Source organism: Peribacillus loiseleuriae (assembly GCF_001183985.1).
Classification (GTDB): Bacteria; Bacillota; Bacilli; order Bacillales; family DSM-1321; genus Peribacillus; species Peribacillus loiseleuriae.
On record NZ_LFZW01000001.1, the window covers coordinates 570,881 to 590,063 of the forward strand.

Sequence of the window (19,183 nt, forward strand, 5' to 3'; positions counted from 1 at the left end):
CGAAACAAAAGGGAAATAGAAAACCAGCAACCTTTGATTTCCTAGGTTTTACACACTATTGTGGGAAGAGTAAACAGGGAAATTTTCGAGTGAAAAGGAAATCAAGCAGGAAGAAAGTCCAAGGCAAACTTAAGGAATCAAAAGAATGGTTGAAGAATAATAGAAATAAAGATATTCATATGATTATGGATAGATTTAAACGCTCACTAATAGGTTATTACAACTATTACTGCATCACAGATAACATCCAAAGTGTAAACAAATTCAAAGACAAAATCGGATACATACTGTATAAATGGCTCAACAGAAGAAGTCAAAGGAAATCCTTTACATGGGATAAATTCAGACTATTTCTTGATAAATATCCACTACCTTCACCAAGAGTTAAGGTCAATATATATGACTTAAGAAAAGAGATTAGCTACATTTTGTGAATGATAACTAGGAGGAGCCGTGTGCGTGAATAGCGCAAGCACGGTTCTGTGAGGGGGGAGGAACACAATCTACCGAAAGGTAGAAAGGTTCCCTTCTACTCGACTAGTTGAAGAAGGTATATCAATGTTTTTAGACGAATATTGTTAGATAAATCTTGAAGGGGAGTGGGAGTATGGAAAATGTAATTTATGGAATAAACCACTGGATACAATCATTACCAAAAGAATACAACTTGATGTCAGAACCAGAATTATCTAATCGACCATCACCAAATAAATGGTCAAAAAAAGAGATATTAGGACATCTATGTGACTCTGCAATAAATAATATTGAGAGGTTTATAAAAATTCAATATGTAGAACAACCTTATGTTATCCAGTCGTATAATCAAGAACAATGGGTGATAGTCCAGAATTATCAAGAAAGACCACTTGATGAAATAATTACACTTTTTCAAACACTAAATACTCAAGTCATAAATATATTTATAAATATTCCTGCAGAGAAATTATCTTATCTTTGTGATATTGGTAATAATCAACAAAAACCATTAGAGTGGCTTATACAGGACTACCTGGAACATATGGAACATCATATTAACAACCAAATTTTAATTAAAAATAACAACTATATTTCTTATTGAACTAACAGGTGCATTAGTTGAGTAAAAATAAAGTGATTTTAGAACGCGTTTCATGTTTTAGTTATTCCATTAACGGGGGCATTTGTGTAACAAATAGTAAAGAACATTTTTATTATGCAGGCGTTCAGTTTTTTTACAAATAGTACAACTAGTAAAGGACTTTCTTCATTATTTTTAGTTACAAGTTATGGATTTTATAGGATTTTTATATACCTTGAGTAAAGAACTAATTTTTCATACAACATCTGACTAATCACGTGTCAATCTTCTTGATGCGAGAGGGCAATATGGAATCACACTGATTTTTTCTTCCTTATAAAGTGGCAACATCTCCCTCTCCACTTCACAGTATAAGAGGTTTAAATGATTCTGCATCGATACAAACCTGGTCCGCCCATTTTTTTCAGCTACATGTAATGCCTTTTGAAACTGCCATGCATACATGCAGAAGCACCAATGTATCTTGCCTTCCCAGCAGTGGATTTGATAAAAATCTACATAATCGGTTCCAAACCTTATGGGTTCATATCGATTTCACTTATGATTGCTTTTCGGGAAGGATTAGCACCATCTGGACCTTTCTGCATGCAGTTATAAACCTTTGTTCCGTCTAAATACACATTCGCCCTATCAAAAAAATTGATACCAAGCTCAAGGGCTTTTTTAATAATAGGACGACTATGCTCTTCATCAAGTACTTATTGCTGAATCCATCGTTCTGCTACACTAAAGCTCATAAAGTCAGGATACATCCAAGCCTGTATTTCCAAGTTTCACATATTCCATTTGATTTTTCCCTACTTCTCAATAGATGTAATATAGCTAACCATCGTTTATTATATAAACAAAAACAGTATGAGTGTAATGGTTAATAGAACACCATTTGTTGATTATTGAACAAAACAATTGAAAATTGTCTTTAAGGGTTGCTTCAAAAATAGGTATTTAAATCAGGGGAATTATTTACATTCCAATGGGCTAACTGTTTAGTGAAGCTGAGTCTGCGTCAACCTGTTTCGGAAGGCGAAGCCCTTTGTATTTCAACAAACGTTTCACAAAAAAAGTGAACAACAACAAGGAAAACGCGACTGACACGGCGCTAACCGTGAACAATACCTGGTAACTCGTGTACTGAGAAACCCAGCCTAGCAAGATTGCACCTAATCCGATACCGAGGTCGGTAGCAGTCGAAAAAGAAGCATTGGCTGCACCTGTACGTTCTGGACTGACAAGACGTATCGTTGCCGCTTGAAGAGCAGGTTGCGCGGAACCGAAACCAATACCGTACATAACCGCCGAAATGATCACGCCGAACAAATTGATCGAGAAACTCAAGACAACCAAAGCCGAAATCGTAATCACTAGTGCAGGAATAATGACAACCGTCTCACTGTACCGGTCTGAAAGTTTCCCCGCAATGGGACGGATTAGGACAAGCGTGGCTGCATAAACCAGAAAGAATGTACCGGAATTGACCTTGATCGAGTCGGCAAACAGCGGTACAAAGGTGGTAATGCCACCATAAGCGATAAACAGCAAAAAGATTGATGCCATAACGGGTAAGATCGATTTTTCGAAAAGTTCAATTCTCCTTACACCCGTTTGAGGATTAAAAGGCATTTTGGCACCGGACGTTAAGAACAGCGCTGCGACAGAGAGGACGGCTGCAAATAGAAATAGAGAATGGTACGAGAGGTTCTGTGTAACCCATAGACCGAACATTGGACCGATTGCCATAGCTAGAGTCATAGCCATCCCAGACCACCCCAGGCCTTCTCCGCGGCGGGTGGACGGAATCATATCCGTAATCGCAGTGAGAACGGCGGTTGTGGAAACGGCCCAGGTCATCCCGTGCAATATTCTGAGCCCCATCAAAACGACGATTCCGCCCATCCAGTTATACATATACATCGCCACGGCAAAGAGGAACAGCCCCCAGACGATAAATGGACGCCTGCCGAACTGATCTAGCAACCAGCCGACGAATGGGCGGAAAATTACGGAAGACAGCATAAAAGCCCCCATCGCGAGACCGATCTGCGCTTCGTTGCCGCCCATCTGTTTGATAAACAGAGGAAGCGTTGGATACAGCATATAAAATGCAGTGAATAGGAAAAACATCCCTATGATCATGAGAATAAACGACTTCGTCCATAAGCGTTCCACATTTCATTCCTCCTTGGGTGAAAGATTCAGTGTTATATCTTTGCAGGATAGTTCAAATACAATACGTCACAAAGGTATAGAAAAAGCCGAAATTCCTACTTAGGAAATTTGGCTTTAATTCTGTTGAAAAATGTTAAATATGTTGTCACACCATAATTAACTAAAACCAATTATTGGGTGAGGTACATACGGTTCTTCTAGGGACGCAATTTCTTCAGGTGTTAACTTAATTGATAGAGCACCTACGGCATCTTCGAGATGAGACATTTTCGTAGCACCGATAATAGGAGCTGTTATTGGTTCTTTCTGTAGCAACCAGGCAAGTGCGATATGAATACGGGGAACGCCACGTTTTTCTGCGATTGCAGCAGCCCGCTCTACGACCAATCGATCTGCATCAGCAGTCGCATCATATTTAGATTTTTGAATTTGATCGGTTTCTGAACGATAAGTTGTTTCCGCCCAATCACGAGTCAATCTTCCTGATGCAAGCGGGCTATAAGGGATCACGCCGATTTTTTCTTCCTTACAAAGAGGCAGCATTTCCCGTTCCTCTTCACGATAAATGAGGTTTAAATGATTCTGCATCGACACAAAGCGAGTCCATCCATTTTTCTCCACTACATGTAGTGCCTTTTGGAACTGCCATGCGTACATGGCAGAAGCACCAACATATCTTGCCTTCCCCGCCTTCACTACATCATGCAATGCTTCCATCGTTTCTTCGATGGGCGTATTGTAATCCCAGCGGTGGATTTGATAAAGGTCTACATAATCGGTTCCAAGTCTTTTCAGACTCTTATCAATTTCACTCATGATTGCCTTTCGGGAAAGACCGGCACCATTTGGACCTTCATGCATACGACCATGAACCTTCGTTGCAAGTACAATTTCATCACGATTGGCATAATCCTTTAGAGCTCGTCCAACAATTTCCTCGCTTGTTCCGTCTGAATATACATTCGCCGTATCAAAAAAATTGATACCAAGCTCAAGGGCTTTTTTAATAATAGGACGACTGGGCTCTTCATCGAGTACCCATTGATGAATCCACCTCTCTGCTACACCAAAGCTCATACAGCCTAGACAAAGCCTGGATACATCTAAGCCTGTACTTCCGAGTTTTACATATTCCATTTGATTACTCCTTACTTTCTTTTATTAACCGCTTCACTTTCAGTTATTGTTTATCGTGACGTATGTACTCCTAATTATGCAACAAATGAAAAAGTAACCGTTATCCTATTCGTATCAAATGATTGCCTGATCCTCTCACAACGACTTACGCAATCGACGAATATGCGATAAAATGAAACTATCTAAGATGAAGGGAATAAGGAGAATCACATATGTCTGAGCGAATATACAAACAGCAGCATGAACTTGGAAAACTCATTGAGCGTTATTCAGGGCAGGATGGTGTTCACCCGACTGCTATTCCGTCTTTATTTTTCATCCGTGAATCAATTGTTACCGAACCCATTTATAGAGTTAACCAGCCATCCTTTTGCATTATCGTTCAAGGTGAGAAGGAGGTATTCTTGGCACAGGAGCGCTTTAGGTACGGTCCTTCTAATTACATTGTTGCATCCGTTGACTTGCCGGTTACCGGGCAGGTTATAAAAGCCTCTGCTGACGCTCCGTATTTGTCTCTCAAACTTGAATTTACACCGAGTCAAATCTTAGAGGTTTTAAGTGATTCTGAAATTCGAGTTGGACCGAAAAAAAATGCGAAACGAGCGATGTTTGTCAGCGAAGTAGAGTCTTCTCTGTTAGACGCAGTAGTTAAGTTAGCCTGTTTGCTAGACAACCCGAAAGATATTCCGGTACTTGCTCCATTATTCACGAAGGAAATTCTCTATAGGGTTCTACAAGGTCCCCATGGGGATGCGCTTGAACAAATGGCAATAGAAGGTAGCTATGCCTATCGAATCAGAGACGTTATAGAATATATCATAAATAACTATGATAGGTCTTTTCGAATTGAGGAACTTGCGGAAAGAGCGAATATGAGTGTTCCTTCACTTCATAGGCACTTTAAAGAGATAACTGCTATGAGCCCGATTCAGTTTCAAAAACAATTGAGGCTGCAGGAAGCTAGGCGCCTGTTATTATCCGAGTCAACAGATGCCGCTGATGTCGCATTCCGGGTAGGCTACGAAAGTCCATCACAATTCAGTCGTGAATATTCCCGCATGTTTGGTTTTCCACCTAGAGAAGATATAAATCGTCTGAGGAAGAAATACGACCAAAGGATCAACTCATGAACCCTGCTCAACGGGGGTCTAATCATTTGGAAGATACTTTTACTAGAAAGACTTTTCTATTATTGTTCATTTATAGTGAAGAAATGTACGTAAACTAACGTAAGCAGATTAGATAAAGTACAATACTTTACAATGTTATAGAAAAAGCCGATTTTCCTAAGTAGGAAGATCGGCTTTTTCTTCTATGCTAGAAAGTTGTTTTTTCGGATTATACATGTAGTTACTCAGTAAAATAGATGCTAAACTCAATATCAAGAATAGTAATCCCCCTAATACGATGTATTGTGTGCCCATACCCGATATAAATAATCCACCTATCGCAGTACCAATTGTTATCCCTAAATTACCGCCCGATAGAAACAACCCATTCGCGAAATCAGGAGCATCTGGAGCCGCAGATGTAATCCAATATTGGCTAACTATGTGTCCTATAGCAAATAATATTCCAAATAACAAAATAGTTATCATCATAGGTCCAGTGGACTTCCCCGTTAGCAATGATAATAGATAAACGATTCCTAATACGATTGGTAAAGATATTACAGTTTTCAAGGCATTTTTAGTAAGTAACTTTCCTCCTGCGAGGGTTCCAATCAGACTTGCTAAACCTAATAATAATAACGCCAAACTTAATGTTTTCCCCGATATATTAGTAATGGTTTCAAGGTACACTGCAATGTAACTATTAACACTGGATATTGCAGAACCTATAAATATGATTGTAAAAATAGCTAACCAAGTAACTGACTTTTTTAGTACGCTTAATTGAGTTCCATAAGAAACTCTTTCCTTAACAGGCATAGATGGTACAAATAGTAATGTAGCTATGAATGCCATAGCGTTAACGATAGTAAAGAATAACATCGCCATTTCTAAGGAAGTTTCACTAGCAATATAATTAGAGATTGGTATACCAAGTACCATACCTGCGGTCACTCCCAACATTACTTTAGAAACAGCCTTTGGGGATTCTTCCTTGCTAACTGAGGTAGCAGCTACTGTCAAAGCTAATGAACAATAAACTGGATGAAAAAAGGCTGGAATGGTACGAGCAATTAGTACAATAGTAAAGTTTGCTGCAAATATGGAGATAATGTTTCCCAGAACGAAAATGCCAAGTACAAATAACATTACCATCTTACGATTTATACCTGAAAACAATAACGGCAAAATGGGACCAGATATTGCAACAGCAAGTGCAAAGAGACTCACTAGCAGCCCTGCTTTGGATACACTAATATGAAAGTGGTCAGCGATTAAAGGTAATATACCAATAACCCCCATTTCAGTAGTTAAGATGCCGAAAACTCCTATAGTCAATATAAATATAAGTAAATTGTGTTCTTTAGCCATAAATTTTTATCTCCTATCTTCATTAAGAATAAATCTTAAACTTTGCGTAATGTATGACTATAAATAACATGAACAGATACACCACCTGTTTCATTTAAGAAGATCTCGCTTGCTTTAATCTTTCCGTATTCTACTAATGAGAACGATACAGTCAAGGATAGCGATTTGAAACACAATATCTTCTTCATATGTTTTATTATTGGTGTAGTTACTGTTGCATCATAATTAAAAAACATGTATCTAGTTAATTTAGCTCTTTTGAGACAGCCGACTGTCTTTGTTAACTATCATTTCATCTGATCTTGTTTACTGATGTTTCAATCGATTCTCCGCTATTACAACCACTCATTCTTATCTTTCGATTTTATAGTTCTAACAAAAATTCTTACCAAAAACGCTGTCAGTTTGTTTAGGTGCTGCCCTACATATTCAGGAATGTCATACATACTGTTCCATTTTATCTGGCATATTCCCAGTCATTTTCAGATTGTTGTTTTTGAATGTTACTTGTTCGATCATGTCCAACGTCTCCTCATAAATTCTATTAATTTAGCTAAATTAGATATCCTAAAAATACATTAATGCATGTTAGTGTATTAAGTTACATGTGTGTATAATTATAAATAGACACGGGATGTTTGCAATTATCAAATGACTACGATTCGTACATTAGTGCACAAATCGATTGAAATTGTGAATTACTTTAAAGAAAGTTTGGTGATCCTCACAATGTCTAAAGTGGATAGAAGAATACTCAAATCTCGAGAAGCGATAAAAAAAGCTGTTATTGAACTGATGTCTGAAAAAAAATTTGATGACATCACGATACAAGATATTTCTGATAGGGCAAATGTTAGCCGAAGAACCATTTATCTTCATTACATGGATAAATATGATTTGCTAGATAAGCTCATTGAAGAACATATTAACGATCTACGGGAAATCTGCGAACGGGAAACTGAAACGGATTCTATAGATGGAAGTGTGACTTGGTTCGATTACTTTGAAAGTAATTATTTATTCTTTTCGTCTATGCTAGCCAGTAAAGGTGCCCCTTACTTTCGCAACCGGTTCCTTGCGTTTGTCATCGAGGATATAAAGAACGTAAAGAATGGATGGAATATAACCGAAGGAAAAAATTGCGGTTTAAGCGAAGAGGTTATTCTTCAATTTTTTGGAACAGCTTACATAGGGGCAGTGGAATGGTGGTTTAAGAATGGAATGCCTTATCCACCTCATGTCATGGAAGAACAAATAGGGATATTGTTTGAGAGGAATCTATAGGTATCTTTCTATGAAAAACGTACACCTCAATTTTGTGAAGAAGAAAGGCGTAATACTTGGAAGGTACTTTAACTAGAAATTTGGTCTCATCCTATACAAAAAATGCAAATTGTGAAGGATTGTAATGAAGCTAACGAGGCGGTTTTGTTGAATAACAGACAGTAATACTGACATTTGGATGATGCTTAAATAACAGGGAAGGACATTGAAACCCATTTTGGAGGTTCTACCTAGAACAAGCAAGCTACCCAAAAGTAGCTTGCTTGTTTTTACACGTTTAATTCTGGCTTTGGTGTTGATGGTTTAATGTATTTAGCTAATAGCCTACGTGAGATTGGTCCAACAATTAGTAACTGGGACGGAAGCGCCACGATAAAGTTTAGACCAACTGTTTTAAGGTAAGCTGTGAAAATTGAACCTTCAATACCTGTCATTACCGCCGTTAAAATAAGTCCGTATACTGACATAATAAGAACCATGACAGGGACCATACAAAAAGCAATCGCCACAATAAAGTTGATTTCTTTGGATTTATCATAAGGTAGTGATAATGCAAATTTACGCGTTTTCGGTTCAACGAGTGACTCTGCAATAAAAGCAACGATAAATGTTATGACAAATTGAATTACTGCACTCCCTACTGTAAACGATGAAAATCCGTGTAAAGCTGTGTTGTAAGCTGACATAATAAGAACCATTCCAAAACACATAAATAGTCCAAAAATAATACCTTCTTTTTTATTACTAGGCAAATAAAAACATCCTTTCTTATAGAGAATAAATGTAATTATATATGACTAGATTTTTTTACATAAGTGACGTTTCTGTGAATCTTTTTAGACAATGTTAAATGATACTGTTGTTTTGACGTGAAAAATAGAGTTGCAAATAGAAGAGCTCTGTCTTCAAGTTGAAGAGATTGATGATTAACTTACATCAGGGAAGGAGGATAACGAATGATCCAATGGAGAGAAGAAACAATTATTGAGACTAATAATAAAGGAATTTATCTAAATGAAGTAACGTTTGATGGGAACTTCCTTTTTATCCTGCATTAGCGTGCAGTAAAACCCCCCACTAATTGAAGTTTCACTTTATTCCTTGTTATCATTTATGGATTTAGTATTATGGGAGGGGGTGTATGGAAGTCGAAAGTCTGATTAAAAGGAAAATAACAGTCACATTCGTTACGACAATGATCTCTTCTATGATCTTAGCTTATTTATATATGGCAGATAGAGTTAATTCGGAATATCCCCATGGTTTAGGAGGGGATTTTTTAGGCTGGTTACCCGTATATAGTATGTATATAGGCATAATTGTTTTAATTTATGGGAATTTGGTTTCGGTTGGCTTTTTCAGGAATTTACATTGGCGTTATCCGGAATGATAGTTGCTTTGTTCTATGCTCTAATCGATAGATGGCTATTTGTAAGAGCTAAGGTTCAAAAAAGTTTTAAGATGTTTTTTCTTTTTCCAGTCGTAATATGCGGTTTGCTTTGGGGCTATTTTCATATCATGTCTGAACCTTTACCACCCTTTACAATGGAAGACGCTGTTGAATTTGCCACCAATGATAATGGGACTGTTACAGATGTTTTCCCTAAGAATATTGACAAATGGGAAGGGCAGATTGATGGTTACCGTGTTGAGAGGGAAACAGCTACAAAAGAAACAGGAAAAGAAAAATATTTCATTACTTTTACTGAAAGATGGAATACAGGAAAGGTAAAGGGTTTCTCGTCCTTTTCGTATGAGGTAGAACGTGGATCTTTAACCGCATCTGGTAGTGAAGGGAATGAACCTCCGTACTATAAATGAGAAACAACTAGTTAAACAACAAAAAACAGAAGGGTTACAAATTCGGTTGTACCGATTGTAATCCTGTTTCTATTGAAAAAATTTTTCCTCTATTACTAAGATAAAAGTAAAGGCGAAATGGTAATCAATTTTGAGAAACAGTCCAAAATTGAAATCCTATTAAATAAGTAATAAATAATTGCCCCCCACTCTACAAAAGGTTAACTTTGATTCTCAGTGTAAGAATTAGAGGTAATACGTTAGTTTAATGAAATACACTGAGAAGGAATAATAATGCATAAAAGGTAACCTTTCGAAATAGAAATATCCTTGATACATCTATGAAGACCTTGAGGTGAATATTGTTAACAATGTACTTGTAACGTATTCGGAAAGCGGTTTATATCGCGCCCTTAAAGCATTCTTTTATTTTTGATACCGTTATGAAATAATTAGAAATTCTAAAAGTATATAAAGGAAATATTGAGAAGATTTACACAAAATTATTATGATATAATAAGGAGCTCATATTTATACATTTTAAGAAAGAGGGAAATTCATGAATCAAGAACAATATTTGAAAAAGAGAATGGGGTTTTGGTCACTTACTGCATTATCTCTTGGGGGGATTATTGGGTCAAGTTGGCTTTTCGGACCTTGGGCAGCGGCAAAATTAGCTGGTCCCGCAGCTATTATGTCCTGGGCACTCGGTGCAATTGCGATTACACTCATCGCCCTTATTTATGCTGAATTAGGAAGAGTTAAGCCTGAAACAGGTGGCTTGGGCCGTTATCCCCTCTATTCCAATGGAAAAATGCTTGCTACAGTGACAAGTTATTCGATCTGGCTTGGTTACTGTGCTACTGCACCTGTGGAATCGGCAGGAGTGATTCAATACGCGAATCAGTTTTGGCCCGGATTGTATGATCTAACAACGGAGCAACTTACTACAACTGGCATACTAGCCTCAACGGTGTTAATGGTATTCTTTGTTGTTTTCAACTATTTTGGAGTAAAATTATTTGCTATTACGAATACAGTTATTACGACTATTAAATTTGTTGTACCGGTGCTCACGATCATCGCTTTCTTTATGACAGGTTTTCATGCAGAGAACTTTACAAGTCAAGGATTTGCCCCATATGGTATTGGTGCTGGATTAAGCGCGATATTAACTAGTGGGATATTTTTTGCCTATACAGGATTTGGTAATGTAGTGATGATGAGTGGTGAAGTCGTGAACCCTAGACGTAACATTCCACTAGCGTTGATCACGTCTCTTGTAGTTGCTGCCATATTATATGTATTACTTCAAATTGTTTTTATTGGAGCGGTTCCACCAGAGATGTTAGTTAACGGTTGGAGTGGAATTAAGTTCGATTCCCCATTTGCAAATCTAGCCCTTATGGCAAATATGGTTTGGTTATCGTGGATTATTACAGCTGATGCTATGGTTTCCCCAACAGGTTCAGCGCTTACTTATACAGCTGGAACTTCAAGACATGTGTTTGGGATGGCGAAAAGCGGGTTCTTACCAGCTTTCTTCGGAACAATCAACAAACGATTTGGTGTTCCTACACGAGCACTTGCTCTCAATTTCTTTATCGGGTTGTTATTCTTATTCCCTTTAAAAAGTTGGACGGCAATTGTTGCGATTGTAGGAGCCATTGGTATTTTTAAGTATGCTTCAGCGTGTGTAACGGTCATGGTTTTCCGTAAGGTCGGTTTGACCAAAGACAAAGGTCTCCCAGGTATGCATATTATTGCTCCGGCAGCCTTTGTTTTTGCTACGCTGCTTATTTATTGGACAAACTGGAGTAGAGTACATCTTGCCATTACGGGGTTAATTATTGGGATTGTTGCATATTTAATTACCCACTTTATCAAAAAATATAGCTCGATTGAAATCTTAGGTGGTATATATCTTGTTATTTATATTTTATTGCTCGTTTTGATGTCATATTTAGGGGATTTTGGTGGTAATGGTATTATTCCTGAGCCATTTATGTCCATTGTTACGGCAATACTTGGATTCATCTTTTACAACTTTGCCGTTTATAACGGTGTTTGGTATATGCGTAAAAAAGGAAACATTGAAGAATTACAAGAAAGTATATCTAACTTAAAGTAATAAATTTTTTAAAAGGAGAACATGTTATGAAGCTTTGGGGCGGACGTTTTAGAAAAGAAGAAAATAAATTGATGGAAGACTTTAATAGCTCACTTAAAGTTGATAAAAGGCTTTATTTTGAAGATATTAAGGGAAGTATTGCACACGTAAATATGTTAGTGCAATGTGATTTACTCACAAAGAAAGAAGGAGACGATATTGTAAAGTCTCTACTTTCCATATTAGAGGATATTGAGAACGGAACATTACGTATCGAAGGAAGTTTTGAAGATATCCACAGTTTTGTTGAAGCACATTTGACGGAGCGAATTGGTGAAACAGGAAAAAAACTTCACACGGCACGTAGTAGAAATGACCAAGTAGCTACAGATATGAGGCTTTACGCAAAAAATAAAGCTTTAGAGGTTATTGAATACATTGAGGATCTACAAAATAGCCTAGAAAAAAAAGCAAAAGAAAATAATGTGATTATGCCAGGTTACACTCATCTTCAACGTGCACAAGTCATCACATTTCAACATCATTTAATGGCATATTATAACATGCTGGATCGCGATAGAAAAAGAGTTCTTAAAGCCATTGATATTATGAACGAAAGTCCACTTGGTTGTGGGGCTCTGGCAGGAACTACTCATACGATAAACCGCGCAATGACAGCAGAAGAGTTGGGATTCGCTAAACCAGTAGATAACTTCTTGGACGGAGTAAGTGATCGAGATTATCTTTTAGAATTAATGTCCGACTTCTCAATTATCATGATGCATTTAAGCAGATTAAGTGAAGAATTAATTTTATGGAGTAGTCAAGAGTTTAAATTTATTACGATTGATGACGCGTACTCTACAGGTAGCAGTATCATGCCTCAAAAGAAAAACCCTGATGCTGCTGAACTTATCAGAGGAAAAACAGGGAGAGTATACGGATCGCTTACTTCGCTATTAACCACTATGAAAGGCTTGCCTTTGGCATACAATAAAGATATGCAGGAAGACAAAGAACAATTTTTTGACTCATTGGATACGGTACTATCTTGTTTAAACATCATGTCTCATATGATTTCTACGATGAAAGTGAATAGTGAAAACATGAAAAAAGCCGTGAAAGAGGGCTTCCTTAATGCAACAGAGGTTGCTGACTATTTAGTTAGCAAAGGAGTTGCTTTCAGAGATGCGCATAGTATTGTTGGTTCAATTGTCATTTATTGTGAAGACCATCATAAAGCCATTGAAGATTTAACGTTAGAAGAATTGAAAAGCTTATCTCCAAAGATTGAAGATGATCTATATGAATACATTGATTATCAAAATATATTAAATAAAGGGATTAAAGTCGCTTTATTAAAATAAAGTGAAACTTCCATCAGTGGGGGTTTTACAGCCTGTTAAACCGGGATAAATTCGGTTCTGGTTCAAATAAATTTATGGCTAGAAAACCAAATAGTTGATGTATGCTTTATTGGATTTAGGACAAATTTCTCCCCTTGGAGAGTTTGTCCTTTTTTCATTCTATGCTTTTTTTTTAACATCTTTCCGAAAGAATTCCCCATCCTCAAGCCTGTGAAGGGTGAAACCCAAGGGTAGGGAGGGGATGAATGCGAAAGGCAATAGAATGGCGATGTCTTTTTCTGATAACGGAAAGTTATTCAATACAAAGCTAGGTGAAATAGACATTCTGCTTCATAGACCATTAGAAGGAAGAATCAAACAACTTATCATCAAGCGTCAAGGTAAAAGATGGTATTCTATTTTTTGTGTCGAAAGGCAAGTAATACCAGCTAATATTAATGCAAATAATGCAGTAGGCATGGATGTGGGACTTAATAAATATGCGGTTCTTTCCAATGGCACAGAGTATGATAATCCTCGATTTCTTCGTAAAAAAGAAAAACAATTAAAGAAAGCACAACGAAAAATTTCTGAAAAGAAAAAAGGTTCTGCTAACTACATTGGGCAAGTACAACGAGTTCGACAATTACATGTGAAAGTAGCAAATCAACGAAAAGATTTTCTTCATAAACTAAGCTACAACTTAGCGATAGACTATTCGGTTATCGCTGTGGAAAATCTAAATATCCGTAATATGATCAGGAATAGAAAGATATCTAAGTCTATTTCTGACGCTGGTTGGGGGATGTTTCGAAACATGCTTGCTTATAAATGTGAAAAAAATGGCGGCGTGCTAATCAAGGTAGAACAAAAATTCACTTCTCAAGATTGTTCTTACTGTAACAATCGAGTAAAAAAATCCCTTTCTATTCGCACTCATATTTGTCAGAAATGTGGAGTGGTCCTTGATCGAGACTATAACGCTGCAAAAAATATCCTGCAAAAAGCAATAGAAGAATTGCTTGTAACTGTAGGGCAAGGTTGTGTCCGAACAGTATAATCTACGCCTGTGGAGATTGTGTTAGACATATTGGAAAACCCCACTATGCTATGGTTGATGAACCAGGAAGCCCCTTTCTTCAAACAACCCGAAAGGGTGTTAAGGAGGGGTCATTCACGAAAAGGTGATAAAATAAGTGGAATGGTATTAATCGTTAAGGGTGCTTTATTTTTTACCAATAATGATCCCCCTTTTTTCTCTATTCCCCACAAAAGACGAACGTTAAGTTGTTTTTTTAGAAAAATATTCATGTTTTCGTTGAAAATCTATTATAAATTTGCTATATTTAAAAAGCAATAATCTTAAATATCATTACTCGTATATACTCGGTAATATGGTCTGAGCGTTTCTACCTGGTTCCCAATGAAAGAACTGGACTACGAGTTAAAGTATTCGGCTGTTCGGCTTTTTGGCCGCTGCCATTTTATGATTTAGCAAAAACATTATTTTTTGCTAAATTATCTATACTTTGACTTTGTAGGGCTAGAAGGTAGAAATCATTCTACATTTTCTAGACCTTTTTCTTTGGACCAAATCTTCCAATGTAACAAATACAACAAGAGAAAAAGGAGAAATTATTTATGAAAAACAAAAGGTTACCAAAATACGCTTTATTAGTAACGATTACTGTACTGTTATTATCAATACTAGCAGCATGTAATTCAGCTCCACAAAATGAAGCTGGACAAAAAAATACTCAACAGCCTATTATCATTCAAGGTCCAATGCCAATAGAAGCTGAAAATTTTGCAAAAAGGCTAGAAAATGTTAAAGAGGAAAAATCAGGAAATTTTGTATTTTACAAAGGAACACTGGACAATTATCCTGTCATCGTTGCTAAAACAGGTAAAGGAATGGAAAATACAGCAGCTGCTACAGCAGTGGCCGTTGAAAGATATAATCCTATAGCAATAATCAATCAAGGAACATCTGGTGGACATGATCCGAATTTAAACGTATTTGATATTGTTTTAGGAAAAAGAGTTACAAACATAGGTGCATTAAAAACTGAAAACATGAATGAAAACCAAGGAATTGATCCAACTAAATGGATACCTGTGGATTTAATGGCTTCTGAAGGAAGTGCAGGAGAAGATCCTAATGCTGAAAAAATCCGGTACTACGAGGGAGACAAGGATTTACTCGCAGCTGCTAATGCAGTAAAAGATAAATACACTAAGGGTAAGGTTGTCGAGGGTATTATAGGTTCAGCAGACGTTTGGAATAATGAAGTTGATCGAATTAAATGGTTCCATACTAAGTATGGTACATCTGTAGAAGAAATGGAAGGTGCCGCAGCAGCGCAAATGGCCCAAGCTTATGATGTAGCATTCTTGGGTATTAGAGTATTGTCTAATAATAAAACCAATGATGGTAAATACAACCCAGATACAGCATCAGCAAATCAAGAATATGTTTATGAAGTAGTTAAAAAATATATAACTACGTTGTCAAGCAAATAATATAGAAAAACAGATTAGCACCAATTCCATTTTCAACTAAAAAATAATTGATTCCCATCTCTTATCTCGGGTTCGACTGCCTGTAGGTAAAAAAAGTGCCTCCATTTTCGAAGGCTTTAGTTCCACAAGGAATTAAACAACTTTATTATCTGTTTTAATTTCAGAAGTAAAGCTGAACTTAATCTTTTTAAAGAACTTTAAAAGGAGATACTACAATTTAAGTAGTGTCTCCTTTACGTTTTTATAAGTGAATTTTAATGACTTTATTATTCCTATTCAGGTGTTACTTACAAAACCAATTTAAATAGAAAGAATTGGACAAGTACATCAAGTAATAGCATTAAACACGACTTCATGCGAAATTAAACGGCCTGTCCCCAATTAAGTTTAGGGAACTGGCGGCCTTATTAGAGCTTCTTCGATGTCACATATTAGCAGCTCAGCCCAGATTCTCAAAATTCTTTTTAGCTGTTAATTGTAGTGGGAAAGTCGTAGCTGATTATGTGAATAATCGTCGTTAAACTTTAGTTAAGTAGCAGATTTCGTTTGCTTATTTGATGTAAAAAACCACTTCATCATCGGTGGTGTAACGATGGTTGTTACAAGAATGACTACAACGAGAACGGCGAATAAATCTTCGTTAAGTAGTTTGGATTCTAGACCGATTGCAGCTAAGATTAAAGCGACCTCACCACGAGACACCATCGCAGCTCCAATCCCGAGCGAGCTATTCCAACCAAATCCTGATAATTTAGCACCGATAGCTGCACCAACTAATTTTGTTAGAATAGCTACTATACTTAATACAACAATCAGACCTAAATGATTCATAATCCCAGAAAATTGTGCGGTAATTCCGATTGAGGCAAAGAATACGGGAACAAAAATCGAATAACCAATGGTTTCAACCTTTTCAAAAACTTCATGTTTAAAGCCCGTTACACTAATAGCCACACCAGCTATATAGGCTCCAATTATCGCTGCTACCCCTGTATATTCTGCTAGGTAGGCATAAACAAAACAAATAATTAGAGCGGCAGAAATAACCGTTTCCGTCACTTTTAAGGAAGCGAATTTTTCCAAGAACCATGGAACTACTTTCCAAGCAACAAGAATGGCACCTGCAAAAAATAATACTTTCTTTAAAATAACGATTGATAGATTGACTTCGCCACCAGCAAAACTCATTAAGAAAGCCAAAGCGATAATGACGACCACATCATCAATCACGGCTGCACCTAAAATGGCAGTTCCTTCAGGAGTTTTTAATTGCTTCATCTCTTTTAGTGCTTGAACAGAGATACTCACACTAGTAGCAGAAAGCAATAGACCTAGAAACAATGATTGAAAAGAAGTAAGATCCATCATCATTCCTGCAAAATACCCTACAGCAAGCGGAACAATGATTCCACCAAAACCTACAAAAGTAGACGCTTTTCCAGTTCGTTTAAATTCGTCAAGATCGGTTTCTAAACCTGCTATAAACATTAACAAGATCACACCGATTTGACTAAATGCTGCTAATGTTTCAGTCTCAGTAACTAGCCCTAATACAGATGGACCTAGTACAATACCTATTAGGAGTTTACCTAACACGGAAGGTTGCCCTAATCTTACACTTATATGTCCGGCAATCTTGGCTGCAACTAAAATAATCGCTAATTGAAGTATTAACATCTTCATCCCCCCTTTTTTGTCTGAAAAATACAAAAAGAGCCTGTTACCAAAGGACATACTAATCCCTTGGTGACAGGCTCCTCCAAGTACAAATCTTTATTTTATTAGTACCATCATATCATTAGAAGTGTTGGAATTTCAATATTTTCTTTTAAATTGTGAAATTAGGCACTTTTTGTCTTTACTTTGATTCTTTTTTTATAATATTGATTGACAAAGCGACCAAAACTGGATGCAAGTACTTGCTGAAAAAGCATGCCGATGACAACAGGAACGGCAACTTGAGCGGGAAAATAGGAAATGGCGATAACGGCACCGGTACTAATGTTGCGCATACCGCCTAAAAACGTAAGCGACACGACATCTTCTCTATCCATCTTTAACAGCCTGCCGATAAGAAAAGAAAACAAGTAGCCAGAAAAAGCAATAAGAAAGACGACAATTGCGATGAAGACCAATTTTGTGTCGATATGACGTAAATATGGAGCGATAACCGAACTATTTAACAACACAACGATTCCTAAAAAGATTTTTGAAATCGGCGAAAGGCGTGGACCTAATACGGTTTTTACCTTTCCGTTTGTTACTTGATTAAGCAACATCCCAGCCAATGAAGGAAGAACGACCATCCATAGTAAACCGCCCATCATGCCGAGAATATCCATTTCTACTTGTTCGCCAACCATAAGCGACATCGTATATGGAACGATGAATGGCGATAAAAATGTATCAATTAAAATCACTGCAAGTGTAAGCGGAATGTTCCCTCGATAGATGGATACCCACAGAACACTTGTAATGCCGGTCGGAATAATCATGCCAAGAACTAATCCGGTTATCGTATAAACATCCCCGTGAAAGACAACATGACCTACACCCAAAGCCCAAAGCGGCATGATCACATGTAAAATACACATCGTAATAATGATCGGTAGAGGATGGATCATCACTTCTTTAAATGACTTAATATTTGACCCCAAACTACCGGAAAACGTCATAAATGCAAACAACCATGGAACTAAAAACGAAAAGCTATCGACATAGCTTGCAAACGTCACACCAAGCAACACACTTATTGGTGTAATAAACGGCATTTTACTTTCTAAAAAAGCATTTAATTTTTGCAGCATCTTCTCGCGCTCCCTGAAAAATAAACTATGAAATGATGCAACTATTTAAGCCTACGTGTAGTATTGTGAAAAATAAACAACTTCTTTATTATATTTTGAAATGATGATAAAAATCTTGAAAATAGACGACAGACTCAAGTAGTTACAAAATGTTTATATTTAATATAGCATATCTCAGCATTTGTGTTTGTGTCACTTCTTCTGATATCAAAAGTGAAAGATCAACTTACTTTAGTAGGTAAAAGTTTGTATTGTCTTACTTCTATAATACCGTACATTCAGAACTGAAAATGTCGTTATAACATGTAATTAAAGAAACATCCATGAGCGTCTGCTCTAAAACCTGACGATGATAAAGGTTCAGATTCTATAAACTGTATCATCTTATGAAGGTGGCAGTGCGGAGCTGAATTTACGAAGCCCCTCCCTTTTTCCACAGAGGAAAAAAG

The 19,183-nt window shown here is 36.9% G+C and carries 16 protein-coding genes, 1 pseudogene and 1 riboswitch; of the genes and pseudogenes, 10 read left to right on the plus strand and 7 right to left on the minus strand.

The window, feature by feature from the left end:
• Positions 1-434, plus strand: a 434-nt coding sequence (locus tag AC625_RS02630; RefSeq protein ID WP_281177211.1) for a group II intron maturase-specific domain-containing protein, incomplete at its 5' end; no start/stop codon positions are given.
• Positions 435-607: 173 nt separating this feature from the next.
• Positions 608-1,078: a DinB family protein gene (locus AC625_RS02635; protein ID WP_049679869.1), complete on the plus strand. Its 471-nt coding sequence runs from the start codon at positions 608-610 to the stop codon at positions 1,076-1,078.
• 252 nt (positions 1,079-1,330) lie between these two features.
• Here AC625_RS02635 and AC625_RS25325 read toward each other — a convergent pair.
• From AC625_RS25325 to AC625_RS02645, 3 genes and pseudogenes are all read right to left on the minus strand, one after another.
• Positions 1,331-1,864: pseudogene (locus AC625_RS25325) on the minus strand (aldo-keto reductase family protein); the annotation flags it as partial.
• A gap of 192 nt (positions 1,865-2,056) precedes the next feature.
• The gene (locus AC625_RS02640) at positions 2,057-3,244 is read right to left on the minus strand and encodes an MFS transporter (RefSeq protein WP_049679870.1); all 1,188 of its coding nucleotides are present in this window, start codon (positions 3,242-3,244) and stop codon (positions 2,057-2,059) included.
• 156 nt (positions 3,245-3,400) lie between these two features.
• On the minus strand, positions 3,401-4,381 hold the full coding sequence (locus tag AC625_RS02645) for an aldo/keto reductase (RefSeq protein ID WP_049679871.1): 981 nt from the start codon (positions 4,379-4,381) through the stop codon (positions 3,401-3,403).
• Between the two features lie 212 nt (positions 4,382-4,593).
• Between AC625_RS02645 and AC625_RS02650 the strand changes: the two genes are divergently transcribed.
• Positions 4,594-5,511, plus strand: coding sequence for an AraC family transcriptional regulator (locus AC625_RS02650; RefSeq protein ID WP_049679872.1), 918 nt, complete (start codon positions 4,594-4,596; stop codon positions 5,509-5,511).
• Positions 5,512-5,667: 156 nt separating this feature from the next.
• On the opposite strand, the gene AC625_RS02655 is transcribed toward AC625_RS02650, so the two are convergent.
• A complete protein-coding gene (locus AC625_RS02655; RefSeq protein ID WP_049679873.1) occupies positions 5,668-6,864 on the minus strand; it encodes an MFS transporter in 1,197 nt (398 codons plus the stop codon).
• Between the two features lie 729 nt (positions 6,865-7,593).
• On the opposite strand from AC625_RS02655, the gene AC625_RS02660 reads away from it, so the two are divergent.
• Positions 7,594-8,148 carry a TetR/AcrR family transcriptional regulator gene (locus AC625_RS02660; protein ID WP_049679874.1) on the plus strand — a complete coding sequence of 185 codons (555 nt, stop codon included), beginning with the start codon at positions 7,594-7,596 and terminating at the stop codon, positions 8,146-8,148.
• A gap of 269 nt (positions 8,149-8,417) precedes the next feature.
• Here AC625_RS02660 and AC625_RS02665 read toward each other — a convergent pair whose 3' ends face one another.
• Positions 8,418-8,900: a DUF2798 domain-containing protein gene (locus tag AC625_RS02665; RefSeq protein WP_049679875.1), complete on the minus strand. Its 483-nt coding sequence runs from the start codon at positions 8,898-8,900 to the stop codon at positions 8,418-8,420.
• A 389-nt stretch (positions 8,901-9,289) separates the two neighbouring features.
• Between AC625_RS02665 and AC625_RS02670 the strand changes: the two genes are divergently transcribed.
• The 6 genes from AC625_RS02670 to AC625_RS02700 all read left to right on the plus strand — a co-directional run bounded on the left by AC625_RS02670 (position 9,290) and on the right by AC625_RS02700 (position 15,927).
• Positions 9,290-9,538, plus strand: coding sequence for a hypothetical protein (locus tag AC625_RS02670; protein ID WP_049679876.1), 249 nt, complete (start codon positions 9,290-9,292; stop codon positions 9,536-9,538).
• A 128-nt stretch (positions 9,539-9,666) separates the two neighbouring features.
• Complete coding sequence (locus AC625_RS02675; protein ID WP_156187392.1) at positions 9,667-9,969, plus strand: hypothetical protein; 303 nt, start codon at positions 9,667-9,669, stop codon at positions 9,967-9,969.
• Positions 9,970-10,507: 538 nt separating this feature from the next.
• The gene (locus AC625_RS02680; RefSeq protein ID WP_049679878.1) at positions 10,508-12,079 is read left to right on the plus strand and encodes an APC family permease; all 1,572 of its coding nucleotides are present in this window, start codon (positions 10,508-10,510) and stop codon (positions 12,077-12,079) included.
• Positions 12,080-12,105: 26 nt separating this feature from the next.
• The gene (argH, locus tag AC625_RS02685; protein WP_049679879.1) at positions 12,106-13,425 is read left to right on the plus strand and encodes an argininosuccinate lyase; all 1,320 of its coding nucleotides are present in this window, start codon (positions 12,106-12,108) and stop codon (positions 13,423-13,425) included.
• Between the two features lie 241 nt (positions 13,426-13,666).
• Positions 13,667-14,464, plus strand: coding sequence for an RNA-guided endonuclease InsQ/TnpB family protein (locus tag AC625_RS02690; RefSeq protein ID WP_245644914.1), 798 nt, complete (start codon positions 13,667-13,669; stop codon positions 14,462-14,464).
• 296 nt (positions 14,465-14,760) lie between these two features.
• Positions 14,761-14,864, plus strand: a riboswitch (purine riboswitch).
• A gap of 181 nt (positions 14,865-15,045) precedes the next feature.
• Complete coding sequence (locus AC625_RS02700; RefSeq protein WP_049679881.1) at positions 15,046-15,927, plus strand: 5'-methylthioadenosine/S-adenosylhomocysteine nucleosidase; 882 nt, start codon at positions 15,046-15,048, stop codon at positions 15,925-15,927.
• Between the two features lie 528 nt (positions 15,928-16,455).
• Here the strand turns inward: AC625_RS02700 and AC625_RS02705 are convergent.
• Positions 16,456-17,604, minus strand: coding sequence for a cation:proton antiporter (locus tag AC625_RS02705; protein WP_049679882.1), 1,149 nt, complete (start codon positions 17,602-17,604; stop codon positions 16,456-16,458).
• A 164-nt stretch (positions 17,605-17,768) separates the two neighbouring features.
• Positions 17,769-18,734 (minus strand): bile acid:sodium symporter family protein, encoded by a 966-nt coding sequence (locus tag AC625_RS02710; RefSeq protein ID WP_049679883.1) that lies wholly within the window; start codon positions 18,732-18,734, stop codon positions 17,769-17,771.
• Positions 18,735-19,183 lie beyond the last annotated feature (449 nt).